This window comes from Gordonia amicalis NBRC 100051 = JCM 11271, assembly GCF_000332995.1.
GTDB classification, from domain to species: domain Bacteria; phylum Actinomycetota; class Actinomycetes; order Mycobacteriales; family Mycobacteriaceae; genus Gordonia; species Gordonia amicalis.
This window is the reverse complement of sequence record NZ_BANS01000025.1, coordinates 1-11,798: the sequence shown is the minus strand read 5'-3', so window position 1 is coordinate 11,798 and position 11,798 is coordinate 1. Positions and strand designations below refer to the sequence as shown.

The 11,798-nt window shown below is 67.3% G+C and carries 12 protein-coding genes; 10 read left to right on the top strand and 2 right to left on the bottom strand.

The genetic code is table 11. From position 1 onward, the window contains the following. Positions 1-190 precede the first annotated feature (190 nt). The 4 genes from GOAMI_RS12705 (at position 191) to GOAMI_RS12690 (ending at position 3,892) form a co-directional block, all read left to right on the top strand. Complete coding sequence (locus GOAMI_RS12705; RefSeq protein ID WP_006436938.1) at positions 191-1,960, top strand: hypothetical protein; 1,770 nt, start codon at positions 191-193, stop codon at positions 1,958-1,960. 119 nt (positions 1,961-2,079) lie between these two features. Then, the gene (locus GOAMI_RS12700) at positions 2,080-2,274 is read left to right on the top strand and encodes a hypothetical protein (protein WP_006436937.1); all 195 of its coding nucleotides are present in this window, start codon (positions 2,080-2,082) and stop codon (positions 2,272-2,274) included. Positions 2,275-2,459: 185 nt separating this feature from the next. Further along, entirely contained in the window at positions 2,460-3,344 is an 885-nt protein-coding gene (locus GOAMI_RS12695; RefSeq protein ID WP_040004812.1) for a DUF3558 family protein, read from the top strand. Beyond that, positions 3,341-3,892 (top strand): DUF3558 domain-containing protein, encoded by a 552-nt coding sequence (locus tag GOAMI_RS12690; RefSeq protein ID WP_006436935.1) that lies wholly within the window; start codon positions 3,341-3,343, stop codon positions 3,890-3,892. Before GOAMI_RS12695 ends, GOAMI_RS12690 begins: the two co-directional genes overlap by 4 nt. 9 nt (positions 3,893-3,901) lie before the next feature. On the opposite strand, the gene GOAMI_RS12685 is transcribed toward GOAMI_RS12690, so the two are convergent. After that, positions 3,902-4,729 (bottom strand): acyl-[acyl-carrier-protein] thioesterase, encoded by an 828-nt coding sequence (locus tag GOAMI_RS12685; RefSeq protein WP_006436934.1) that lies wholly within the window; start codon positions 4,727-4,729, stop codon positions 3,902-3,904. 100 nt (positions 4,730-4,829) lie between these two features. On the opposite strand from GOAMI_RS12685, the gene GOAMI_RS12680 reads away from it, so the two are divergent. The 5 genes from GOAMI_RS12680 to GOAMI_RS12660 all read left to right on the top strand — a co-directional run bounded on the left by GOAMI_RS12680 (position 4,830) and on the right by GOAMI_RS12660 (position 10,561). Further along, positions 4,830-6,506: an FAD-dependent oxidoreductase gene (locus tag GOAMI_RS12680; RefSeq protein WP_006436933.1), complete on the top strand. Its 1,677-nt coding sequence runs from the start codon at positions 4,830-4,832 to the stop codon at positions 6,504-6,506. 2 nt (positions 6,507-6,508) lie between these two features. After that, entirely contained in the window at positions 6,509-7,786 is a 1,278-nt protein-coding gene (locus tag GOAMI_RS12675; protein WP_006436932.1) for a glycosyltransferase family 4 protein, read from the top strand. Then, positions 7,773-8,501 carry a class I SAM-dependent methyltransferase gene (locus GOAMI_RS12670; protein WP_006436931.1) on the top strand — a complete coding sequence of 243 codons (729 nt, stop codon included), beginning with the start codon at positions 7,773-7,775 and terminating at the stop codon, positions 8,499-8,501. The genes GOAMI_RS12675 and GOAMI_RS12670 overlap by 14 nt, the downstream gene beginning before the upstream one ends. Beyond that, on the top strand, positions 8,498-9,550 hold the full coding sequence (locus tag GOAMI_RS12665) for a prenyltransferase/squalene oxidase repeat-containing protein (protein WP_006436930.1): 1,053 nt from the start codon (positions 8,498-8,500) through the stop codon (positions 9,548-9,550). The genes GOAMI_RS12670 and GOAMI_RS12665 overlap by 4 nt, the downstream gene beginning before the upstream one ends. 153 nt (positions 9,551-9,703) lie before the next feature. After that, positions 9,704-10,561, top strand: coding sequence for an LLM class F420-dependent oxidoreductase (locus GOAMI_RS12660; protein ID WP_006436929.1), 858 nt, complete (start codon positions 9,704-9,706; stop codon positions 10,559-10,561). Between the two features lie 7 nt (positions 10,562-10,568). Here the strand turns inward: GOAMI_RS12660 and GOAMI_RS12655 are convergent, their stop codons facing one another. Further along, on the bottom strand, positions 10,569-11,171 hold the full coding sequence (locus tag GOAMI_RS12655) for a TetR/AcrR family transcriptional regulator (protein ID WP_006436928.1): 603 nt from the start codon (positions 11,169-11,171) through the stop codon (positions 10,569-10,571). A 187-nt stretch (positions 11,172-11,358) separates the two neighbouring features. On the opposite strand from GOAMI_RS12655, the gene GOAMI_RS12650 reads away from it, so the two are divergent. Then, positions 11,359-11,798, top strand: a 440-nt coding sequence (locus GOAMI_RS12650; protein WP_006436927.1) for an NAD(P)-binding protein, incomplete at its 3' end; no start/stop codon positions are given.

The following is an 11,798-nucleotide window of genomic DNA, read 5'->3' as shown; positions in this document are numbered from 1 at the left end:
CCGGTATCCGGGTTCGACGTCATACGGATCGGGGCGGCCGCATCCGTCTCGCGCAAACCTTCCGACCTGGTCGTTTGTCCAGCAGGTCGCTTTCGTGCCGTGGCGCCGCGTCGGCTACCAATTTTCGATCCCCGGTGCTTAACTTGCTCAGCGCAAGGGGTGGGAGAAGAAAGTTGGACGAGTGACCAGCATGGGGCGGAACGGAACTCAGCGTTCGGAGAAGGTCGCGCGCCGCGCGGACCGCAAGCAGAAGCGCCAGCACCGCGTCGTCGCGGGTGCTGCCGCGCTCGCCACGGTCGCCGCGATCGGCGCCGGACAGGCGATGGAACCGGCCGCGGCAGAGGCATTGTCGTTGTGGCCGACCCCCACGACCGGCTCCGGTCTGGCGAACCAGATCAAGGACCTGAAGAACGAGTACGGTACGAATCCGCTGGGCGACCTCTTCGCCGACATCAACAACGAGGCTCTGGCCGAGCTCGTCGAGGCGTGGCGGATCGAGCTCTGCGCATCGGGCGGTGGCAATGGGGGAGCGGACTGCTCCGATTCGTCCACCGACCTCGGTGGATTCGGCGTCGCGGTCGTGCTGCCCGACAGCCTCGAGCTGGTCCCGGTCGGCGTGTACGGCTCGTTCAAGGAGCTCTACGACGGTATTCCGCAGTGGATCAAGGATGCCGCGAACGTCATTCTCGTGCCGATCTTCCAGACGGAGCTGCCCTCCGAGATCACACCCGAACCCGACACCACCGGCTCGGCGACGGTCAAGGGCAACGGTTTTCAGTTTGCCCTCGCATACCGCGACGGTGATGCCACCGCCGTCTCCTACCTGCCGCTGAGCATCGCGACCGCCGGGGCCAGCGACGGCCGGTCGGCGTTCGCCTTCGCGGTGATCGGTTCGGCCCACGCGTGGAACACCGGCGATCTCGACGTGACCGTTCTCGGCAAACCTCTGGCCACCATCCCGGGGATCACGGGCGTCGGTTGCTACGGCGGACTCACCGCCGGCTACGCCGACGGCGTCGGCGCGTGTGCGAATGTCGCCGGAACCTTCGACTTCCGTTACCAGCAGCCCAACGGCGAGGTGCAGTTCGCGCTCACCGACCCGACTGCGCTCCTGGCGGACCCGACCGGCGTACTGGGCGGCGCAGGTCTCGAGATCCTGTCCGGCTTGGCGTCCGCGCTGCTCGGCGGCGAAGGTGTCGACTTCGACGGAGACTGGTTCTCCCTCTCCAAGGACTTCGCCCGGCTCAGTGTCGGGGGCGACCACGGCCTGCTCAGCGGCAACTTCCTCCGCCTCACCAGCGACTACGGCTTCACCGGGCCGATCACCGTCGACTGGCTCGGCTCCACGGTCACCTTCCGTCCCCTGGTCGAGGTGAACGGCGAACTCCGGCCCAATCGTCTCGGCCGCCCGGTCATCTCCTTCGGTCAGCTCGACACCGGCGAGATCGTCCCGGTGATCCACATACCGAGCTACGAGTTCCCCTTCGGTATCCCGGCGACCGACGACGCGGTGATCCCGCAGTCGAACACCGTCGCCCGGGTCGCGGCCTCGGCCCCCACCGGGTTCGCGTCGGTCACCTCTGCGGACACCGAAGCCCCCGAGCTCGCTGCCCCCGAGACCGGCGAGTCGGGCAGCGACGTCGTCGAGGAAGAGGAATACGTCGGCAAGCATCGCGCCACCTACGAGGGCAAGCACCGCGCCCCCGAAACCGCGGTGGACGCCGAGGACACCGGTGCGGGCTCGGACGACGGTGCGGGCAACGACGACGGTTCGGGCACCGACGACGGCGGTGAATCGGGCAGCGGCTCCAGCGGTTCCGGTTCCGACGGCGCCGGTTCGGACAGCGGCGGCGACGCGGGTCCGGACGCCGGCGGCGACGCGGGTTCGGACACCGACTCCGCCAGCGCATCGGACTCGGGCTCGGACTCGGCGAGCAGCTCCGGCGCAGAAGCGGCCTGACACCGGCCGCCCCCCAGACCGGCGCCCCGGCATTGCACTCGATCCGTGCCGGGGCGTCGACCACTACTCTGGACGAAAAGCGGGGCTGGACGCCACGCGGAGCCGATGAGGAGGTCGTGATGGCGATCGATCGCGACAGAAGCAGAGCGGTGTCGGAGGTCGTCCGGGAGCATCCGGTGATGAGCCTGGTCGCGGTCTCGCCGGGCATCGCCGTGTTCGTGGTCCTGCTGCTGCTCGACCAGACGTTCCTGGCGATCCTGTTCGCCGTCCTCGCCGTCGGCGGCGGAGTGTATCTGTTGACCCGCAAACGGTGAGCACGTCGCCCGCGCGGTGAAACCGCGACTCGACGGCGGGCGCGGCTACAGTGGTGGCCACTGAGCTCGACCGCGACGCCGTGCGCGTCGGCGGCGGGCGCACGCGGGTGAAGGGAGTGCGGGCACATGATCGACTATTCGGGTCGTCACCACGGCCCGGCGGCCGGGCGGCCGGGTCGCTGACCATGTCCACGCGCGTCGATGCCTACATCTGGGCGATCCGTTTGACCAAGACCCGATCCGCGGCGGGTGCGGCGTGCCGGGGTGGCCATGTGCGGGTCAACGGCGTAACCGCGAAGCCCGCTCAGCCCGTGGTTCCGGGCGACGAGATCCGTGTCCGTCTGGCCGGGCGCGAACGCATCGTCGAGGTGATCAAGACGATCAACAAGCGGGTGTCCGCGCCGATGGCCGCCGAATGTTTCGTCGACCGGTCCCCTCCACCTCCGCCCAAGGAGATCCTCGCAAGCCAGCCCCGTCGTGACCGCGGCGCCGGCAGGCCCACCAAACGTGAACGGCGACAACTCGATCGGCTCCGCGACTCGAGCTTCCTCGTCGCACTCCTCGCCGTCGTCGTGCTGCTGGTCGGCGGTTGTTCGGACGACGCGCCGGCCGACCCGAACAAGCCGAACACCCCGGAGGCCCCCGCCCAGGCGGGCTCCGGACCGTTTTTCGGCAAATGCGGTGGGGTGACGCTGGACGAGGTCACCCGGATCACCGGTTTCGGCGGGCTCACCGAGACCGTCAACAACACCTCGGTCTGTGAGTGGGACACCACCGGCTCGCGCACGGGCGCGGTCGCCTCGTTCAACTGGTACCGGGGTTCACCCATCGGCCGGGAAGAGGCCAACGTCAAGTTGTCGCGCGATGTCACGAACAAGCTCGAGATCGACGGTCATCAGGGGTTCATCGGCTACACCCAGTCCGGTCAGATCTGTGAGGTCGGTATCGGTTTCGGGGCCGACTTCTTCGAATGGTCCATCCGCGGCGACGCACAGCAGGCCCGTCCGATCGAGCAGATCTGCGACGCCGCCCGGGAGTTGGCGACACTGTCGATCGAGCGTGCGTCATGAGGCGGCCGCTGGCGGTTCTCATCGCCCTTCTCCTCGGCCTGACCGCGCTCGCCGGGTGTGCACGAACGGTCGACGGTGAGCCGGTGCCGGTGGGCGCCGCCGGACAGTCCGGCAGCAGTGACATCGACACCGATCAGTTCGACAAGCTGCTCCTCGAATGCGACGTGCTCCCCGACGCCATGATCGCCGACGTCGTGGCCGGCGGTGGATTCGCCGAGCGATCCTTCAGCGGTGCCATCTGCCGTTGGCTGGTGTCCGGTGCCACCGACGTCGTCAGCGTGACGTTCAACTGGTTCGAATGGGGCAACGTCAACCTCGAGAAGGAGACGGCGAAGAAGCTCGGATTCCAGACCGAGAACATCAAGGTCGCCAGCCAGTCCGCCTTCACCCAGCGCAGTCCCGACCGTCCGGGCGTCTGCGGGGTCACCGCGCGGGCGCCCAGCCGGGGGATCTTCACCTGGTTCGTCGAACCCCGCAGCGCGCCCCAGGGGGACCCGTGCGCAGCCCCGATCAAGCTGATGGAACTGCTCCTCCAGGGCGGTCAGTAGCGCCGCGCCTCAGGCCGGTAGCGGCCCCACCACCACACTCGCGGCAACGACCAGCTCGTCGCCGGACCCTGGTACCAGCAGCCACACCGTCAGCTGGTCGCCCTCGCGGACGCGACGAAGGGTGAGGCGCGTCCCGGGGACGATGGGCCGCAGGTACTCGATGACCACCCGGTGCGGCATGTCGACGAGATCGGGGTGTTCGACCAGCTCGTCCTCGATGGCCTCGAGGTAGGCGGCGTTGTTGAGGTGCTTGAACGGATCGAAGTCGGTGATGCGCAGGACGTGCTCGCGATCGGGGAACGGGATGTCCTCGGCGGCCGGAGCCTTCTCCGGGTTCATCGACTTCCACCGCAGACGGTGTTCGTCGGTCATCGACGACAGCATCTCGAAGGCCTCGTCCGACAGCCGCGAGGGCACGCCCTTGTCGTTGACGTTGATCCAGAACGCCTCGGTCTCGATCAGGCCCTCGGGACGCGGGTCGGGATTGAACCGGTTGGTCTCGTGGTCGGAGGTCAGACGTACCCGCATGTTGGTCCACCGCGTCGACAGGGCCCCGCACCAGCGCTGGGCCGTCACCGTCCCGGGCCAGGAAATCGGCCGGATGACGTCGATGACGGTTCGCCGGACGATCCAGAACGGTTCGGTCTTGCCGAACTCCGTGGCCTCGAGGTTGTCGTTGGCGATGTCCTGCAGATATCGAGCGACGGCGTCGAGCCGCACCCGCATGTCCTGATCGACATCACCGGTCCGGACCCGGTACTGCGCCTGGTAGAACCGGGCGCCGTCCTTGCGGGCCGGTAATGATCCCGCTTGTACACCTGAAGTAACCTGGCTCACTCGAGTCCCTTCAATGGGTCGCAGGTATCTTTGCAGTTAAGATACAGTCAAGGCCGAAACTAGAACACGTTCTACGTGTTGGATTACGAGGAAACAGCAGATGGCGCATGTGATTACCCGGCCATGTTGCAACGACGCGAGTTGCGTGAGCGTGTGTCCGGTGAACTGTATCCACCCGACGCCCGACGAGCCGGAATTCCTGACGGCCGAGGCGCTCTACATCGACCCGGAGACCTGCATCGACTGCGGCGCGTGCATCGACGAGTGCCCGGTCGAGGCGATCGTCCCCGACGATCAGCTCACCGAGCGCGACGAGCCGTATCTGCAGATCAACGCGGACTACTACAAGGACCACGACGTCGAGGGCGGGCTCGTCCCGCCGCGCAAGTCGCCGCAGCTGCCCGACAAGGAGCTGCACGTGGCGATCATCGGCGCCGGGCCGGCCGCCTTCTACGCCGCCGAGGAACTCGTGCGCAAGCAGAGCATCAAGGTCGACATGTTCGATCGCCTGCCCACGCCCTACGGCCTGGTCCGCGCGGGCGTCGCCCCGGACCACGCCGCCACCAAGGGCGTCGAGAAGACCTTCGCGTCCGTCGCCGCCAAGAAGAACTTCGACTACTACCTCAACGTCGAGGTCGGCAAGCACATCAGCCACGACGAACTCGTCGCGCGCTACCACGCGGTCATCTACGCGGTGGGTGCCGCCACCGACAAGCGGCTGGGCATCGAGGGGGAGGACCTGCGCAACTCCGTCGCGGCCACTCAGTTCGTCGCCTGGTACAACGGCCACCCGGACTTCGCCGACCTCGATGTCGACCTGTCCTCGGAGCGCGCGGTGGTGGTCGGAAACGGCAACGTGGCGCTCGACGTGGCACGCATCCTCGTGACCGATCCCGACGAGCTGGCCAAGACCGACATCGCCGACCACGCCCTGGCGAAGCTGCGTGAGTCGAACATCAAGGAGGTCGTGCTGCTCGGCCGGCGAGGCGTCGCCCAGGCTGCCTACACCAACAGCGAGTTCCTGGCCCTCGGCGACGTCGAGGGGGTCGACGTGGTCATCGATCCCGAGGACCTCGCCCTCGACCCGGCCACCGAGGCGGCGCTGGCCGACGACACGCTCGACTCCACCATCGCAACCAAGATCCGGCTGGCCCGCGAGTTCACCGAACGGCCGCAGACGCCCGGCAACAAGCGCATCGTCTTCCGCTTCCTGACGTCTCCTGTGGAGATCGCCGGTGACGGAGAGGTGACCGCGCTGACGTGCGTGCGCAATGCCTACACCGACGCCTCCGGGCGAGTGGCCGTGACGCCGACCGATGAGCGGTTCGACCTCGAGACGGGCCTGGTGCTGCGAGCCATCGGCTACCGGGGCGTCCCGGTCACCGACCTCCCCTTCGACGAGGGACGCGGCGTCGTCCCGAATGCCGGCGGGCGGGTCCAGGTGGCCGCCGACGGCGAGGTCATGCCGGGCCTGTACGTCACCGGGTGGATCAAGCGCGGGGCCACCGGCGGGATCGGCATGAATCGGCTGTGTGGTCAGGAGACGGCGCGCGCCGTGATCGACGACTTCGTCGCCGGCACGATCGCCGATCCGTCGACCCCGCGTGACGATGTCGCCGCGCTCGTCGCCGATCGCGGTGCCAACCGCATCGACCTCGCCGGGTGGAAGGCCATCGACGCCGCCGAGAAGTCGGCGGGCAAGGCGGCCGGCCGTGCGCGTGCGAAGTTCGTGAGCATCTCCGAGTTCGAGGCGGCTGCCACCGCCGGGGCGCAGTAACCGTGCGGATTGCACTGCTGTCCTACCGCAGCAAACCTCATTGCGGTGGGCAGGGGGTGTACGTCCGTCATCTGTCCCGAGAGCTCGCGCTTCTCGGGCACAGCGTCGAGATCTTCTCGGGGCAGCCGTACCCGGAACTGGACCAGTCGGCCATCGACGCCGGTGTCACGATCACCAAGGTGCCGAGCCTCGGGCTCTACGACGAGCCGGACCCCTTCCGTACCCCGGGACTGAGCGAGTACCGCGACTGGATCGACCTGCTCGAGGTCGGATCGATGTGGACGGCGAGCTTCGGCGAGCCGCTCACCTTCAGCCTCCGGGTCGCCCGGTTGCTGAAGGAGCGGCGCGACGACTTCGACATCGTGCACGACAACCAGTGTCTCGGTTACGGATTGCTCGACATCCAGAAGGCGGGCTTCCCGCTGATCGCGACGATCCACCACCCGATCACGCGGGACCGCACCCTCGCGGTCCGCGCGGCCAAGGGCTGGCGCAAGATCACTGCGTGGCGGTGGCATTCCTTCCTGCGTATGCAGGGACGTGTGTCGCGCCGGATCCCGGAACTGCTCACCGTCTCCCGTAGCAGCGAGGTCGACATCCGCAAGGCCTTCGACATCCCGTCGGGCCGTATCACGACGATTCCACTCGGCGTCGACACCGAGATCTTCACGCCCGGAACCGAACGCGTACCGGGACGCATCGTCAGCATCGCCAGTGCAGACGCACCTCTCAAGGGGGTGTCGTACCTGCTCGAGGCGGTGGCGAAGCTCGCCGCCGAACGCGACGACGTGCAACTGGTACTGGTGTCCAAATTGGACCCGAATGGACCGTCTGCCGCGATGATCGAGGATCTCGCGATCGCCGATCGGGTGTCGGTGGTCTCGGGGCTCGAGGACTCCGAGATCGCGGAACTCCTGGCCTCGGCCGAGGTTGCATGCGTGCCGTCCCTGTACGAGGGCTTCTCGTTGCCGGCGGTCGAGGCGATGAGCTGTGGCACACCGCTGGTGGCCACTCGCGCCGGCGCGATCCCGGAGGTCGTCGGTACGGGCGAGGAAGCCGCGCTGCTGGTTCCGCCGCGGGACTCCGGGCGTCTGGCGCAGGCGATCGGTCGACTCTTCGACGACGCCGAGCTGCGGGCTCGTCTGGGCTCGGGCGGACGGCGCCGGGCCGAGGAGAACTACAGCTGGGCGGCGGTGGCCGCGAAGACGGCGGCCCACTACGAAACCGTGCTGGCCGGACACCGGCGAGCAACAGAAGGGACATCGAGTGCTGACAGTTGATTTCGACCGTCTGGGCGTGGGCCCGGGCACCAAGGCGATCGACATCGGGGCGGGTCAGGGACGACACTCCTTCGAGATGTTCCGGCGGGGCGCGGATGTCATCGCCTTCGACATGTCGGAGAGCGACATGGCCGATGTCGCGGAGATGTTCGACGCCATGACGGCCGAGGGGCATGTGCCCGCTTCGGCCAAGGCGCGCGCCGAGGTCGGTGACGCACTGCGTCTCCCGTACGCGGACAACAGCTTCGATGTGGTGCTGATGTCGGAGATCCTGGAGCACATTCCGTCCGACGAGAGTGCGATCAGCGAGATGGTTCGCGTTCTCAAGCCCGGTGGGGTGGCCGCGGTGACGGTGCCGCGGTACTGGCCGGAGAAGGTCTGCTGGGCCCTGTCGGATGAGTACCACGAGGTAGAGGGCGGACACGTCCGCATCTACAAGGCCTCCGAACTGGCCGGCAAGCTGCGCACGGCGGGCCTCGAGGTCACCGGCACCGATCACGCACACGCTCTGCACGCTCCGTACTGGTGGCTGAAATGTGCTGTCGGCGTGGAGAACAACGACAACCCGCTGGTGAAGGGCTACCACCAGCTGCTCGTCTGGGACATGATGAGCAAGCCGTGGCTGACCCGGGTGGGTGAGCAGGTGCTCAACCCGTTCATCGGGAAGTCCGTGGCCCTGTATCTCCGTAAGCCCGAGATTGCTGCGTCTTCATGACGGTCGCTCCGGCTGTCCCTGGAGTGGTCACCGCCGAGCAGATGCGCGCCACCGGCGCAGCGATCGTCGGCATGCAGGAGGAATCCGGCGCACTGCCGTGGTTCCCCGGCGGGCAAACCGATCCGTGGGACCACATCGAATCGGCGATGGCGTTGTCGGTCACCGGTTTTCACGCCGAGGCCGAGGCCGCTTACGAGTGGTCGCGGCGCAAGCAGCGAGCCGATGGTTCCTGGCCGATCCGCACTGTGTGCGGCAAGGTCGAGGATGCCGGCACCGACAGCAACTTCTGCGCCTACATCGCGGTCGGGGTGTGGCATCACTACCTGATCACCGGGGATGATGGCTTCCTGCAACGGATGTGGCCGGCGGTCTGGTCGGCGATCGACTGCGTCCTCCGATTCCAGCGCGAGGACGGCGCGTTCCGGTGGGGTGGCGACCACCGCACCGGCGCCATGTTCGGTGAAGCCCTGATCACGGGCAACTCCAGCATCTTTCAGGCTCTGGACTGTGCGATCCGGATCGCCGGTCAGATGGATCAGCCCGACGAGGACTGGATCGTCGCCCACACCAGGCTCGGGGATGTGATCCGCGCCGACATCGTGCGGGACGAGTGGGAGATCTTCACGCCCCCGTCCGAACACTCGATGGACTGGTACTACCCGATCCTCGGCGGTGCGATGCGCGGCCAGGAGGGTCAGGAACTGATCGCCCGTCGCTGGGACCAGTTCGTCGTCCCCGGCAAGGGTGTGCGGTGCGTCGACCACCGCCCATGGGTCACCGGCGCCGAAACCTGCGAGTTGGCACTGGCTCTCGACGCGCTGGGCGACACAGCTGATGCGGTCGAGCTGATCGCCTCCATACAGCACCTGCGCGATCCCGACGGATCATATTGGACGGGACTGGTTTTCGCGGACGGCAAGCGCTGGCCGGTGGAGAAGAGCTGCTGGACCTCGGCGGCTGTCGTCCTGGCCGCCGATGCCGTGAGCCGCACCAGCGTCGCCAACGGAATCTTCCGTGATGTCCGGCAACGGCTCGTTGTCGCGCCCTAGCCGGACCGTCGCTCCCTGAGGTGCGAGGAGCGCAAGCGACGAGCCTCGAAGGGTCTGAACCCCTGGTCTCTGTGGCGCCCATCACCTAGACTGGTGTCCAGTCAACCGTCCGATTCTGAGAGGGCGGCAGCAACGGCGCCCGGGGAGGCCCTCATGGATTTCGGAATCGTACAGTTCACCAGTGATCGTGGCCTCATGCCGCACATCCTGGCGCCGCTGATCGAGAACGCCGGCTTCGCGTCGTACTACGTCCCCGAGCACGGACACATCCCCACTCGTCGCGACGCCGCGCATCCGCAGACCGGTGACGAGACCCTGCCCGACGATCGGTACATGAGAACCCTCGACCCGTGGACGTCACTCGCGGCCGCGGCCGCGGTGACCGAGCGGATTCGACTGGGCACTGCGGTGGCCCTTCCCGTGCAGTCCGACCCCATCACCCTCGCCAAGACCATTGCGACGCTCGACCACCTCTCCGGTGGCCGGGTGACCCTTGGCGTCGGATTCGGGTGGAACCTCGACGAGCTCGAAGACCACCACGTGCCACCGAAGCGTCGCCGGACCATGCTGCGCGAGTACCTCGAGGCGATGCGGGCGCTGTGGACGCAGGAGGAAGCCGAATTCGACGGCGAATTCGTCAGGTTCGGTCCCAGTTGGGCGTGGCCGAAGTCGACGCAGGCGCATATTCCGGTGCAGGTCGGCGGTGCCGGCACGGAAAAGAACTTCAAGTGGATCGCCCGCAGCGCCGACGGCTGGATCACCACGCCGGGCGAAGACGACATCGAGGGTTCGGTGGCGCTGCTCAAGCGGATCTGGGCCGACTCCGGCCGGGAAAGCGACCCGCAGGTCGTCGTCCTCGACTTCAAGCCGGTGGCCGAGAAGCTCGAGAAGTGGCGCGAGATCGGTGTCACGACCGTGCTGTACGGCCTTCCCGACGACTCGGTCGAGCGCGCCAGCGGATACCTGGCCAAGCTGGCCGGCAAACTCGAGCTCGCACCGGCGGTCGTCTAGCGGTCCGTCAGGCGCCGGGGTCGGTGCGCAGGCCGGGCATCACGAAACGGTCGAGGTGGCGCCGGACCTGTCCGGCGTCGTCGATGTCGATGGTCTCGCTCGGCGTGGTTCCGAGGCTGATCAACACGCGCGCAACCCATTCGGCGACCTCGTGCAGATCGTGCGCGGGATGGATCTCGCCCCGGCCGGCGGCCGCCTCGACGTAGGGGAACCAGAAGCCGGCGAGGTCCGGGACCAGTTTCACGACGCCGACGCCCGCGCATTCGGCGAACTCTGTCGGCTCCTCGGTACGCAGCCGCATCAGGAGGGTGCCGGGGTCGTCGTAGGCGCCACGGCCGATCCGCACACCGGCGGTCAGCTGACCGGCGAGATCGCCGATGTCGTCGAGCGCGGTCCGCGCGTCCCGCCAGAACGATTCCGTCAGTCGCACGATGGTGGCGCCGATCATGGACGGTTTGTCCGGGTAGTGCCGGTACAGCCAGGCTCGGGAGACCCCGGCCGACTCGGCGACCTGTTGCATCGTGGTGGCGCGAATGCCCTTGTCCGCCAGCAACTTCTCGGTGGCGTCGAGCAGGCGGTCGTGAACCGACGGGTTGGTTGTCTCGGTCACGGGTTCTCCTGCGTTGCTCTGCGGTCTGCGTTGCTCGTGGTGGCGTGTGTGCTCCGGCGAAGACTAACAAGGCCGTAGACAGTTCGCGGAATCTGTGTACACGGCCCCGACCATCGTGTAGACACAAACCAGATTGTGTCTACACCCGATGTTTGTCCAGAACTGATGTCTGTCCAGAGGGGGAAGCGTGCGCTTACCGACCACCGCGATCATCGGCGCCGGGATCAGCGGTCTGACCGCAGGCAAAATGCTCACCGACTACGGCGTCCCGTACACGTGTTTCGAGAGTTCCGACCGCATCGGCGGCAACTGGGCGTTCGGCAATCCGAACGGTCACAGCAGTGCCTACCGGTCGCTGCACATCGACACCTCCAAGCACCAGCTGTCCTTCCGCGACTTCCCGATGCCGGACGAGTATCCCGACTTCCCGCACCACACGCAGATCAAGGCCTACCTCGACGCCTATGCAGAGGCCTTCGACCTCATCCCCTCGATCGAGTTCACCAATGGCGTCGAACACGCACGCCGGCTCGACGGCGGCGGCTGGGAGCTGGAGACCCAACACGGTGAACGACGCCGGTTCGACCTCCTCGTCGTCGCCAACGGACATCACTGGGACCCGCGTTT

What these genes read in the sequence shown, in the direction of transcription:
- GOAMI_RS12665 (WP_006436930.1), top strand. Translation starts at nt 8,498, where the DNA reads ATGACGGTCGCTCCGGCTGTCCCTGGAGTGGTCACCGCCGAGCAGATG.
- GOAMI_RS12705 (WP_006436938.1), top strand. Translation starts at nt 191, where the DNA reads ATGGGGCGGAACGGAACTCAGCGTTCGGAGAAGGTCGCGCGCCGCGCG.
- GOAMI_RS12700 (WP_006436937.1), top strand. Translation starts at nt 2,080, where the DNA reads ATGGCGATCGATCGCGACAGAAGCAGAGCGGTGTCGGAGGTCGTCCGG.
- GOAMI_RS12695 (WP_040004812.1), top strand. Translation starts at nt 2,460, where the DNA reads ATGTCCACGCGCGTCGATGCCTACATCTGGGCGATCCGTTTGACCAAG.
- GOAMI_RS12680 (WP_006436933.1), top strand. Translation starts at nt 4,830, where the DNA reads ATGGCGCATGTGATTACCCGGCCATGTTGCAACGACGCGAGTTGCGTG.
- GOAMI_RS12660 (WP_006436929.1), top strand. Translation starts at nt 9,704, where the DNA reads ATGGATTTCGGAATCGTACAGTTCACCAGTGATCGTGGCCTCATGCCG.
- GOAMI_RS12690 (WP_006436935.1), top strand. Translation starts at nt 3,341, where the DNA reads ATGAGGCGGCCGCTGGCGGTTCTCATCGCCCTTCTCCTCGGCCTGACC.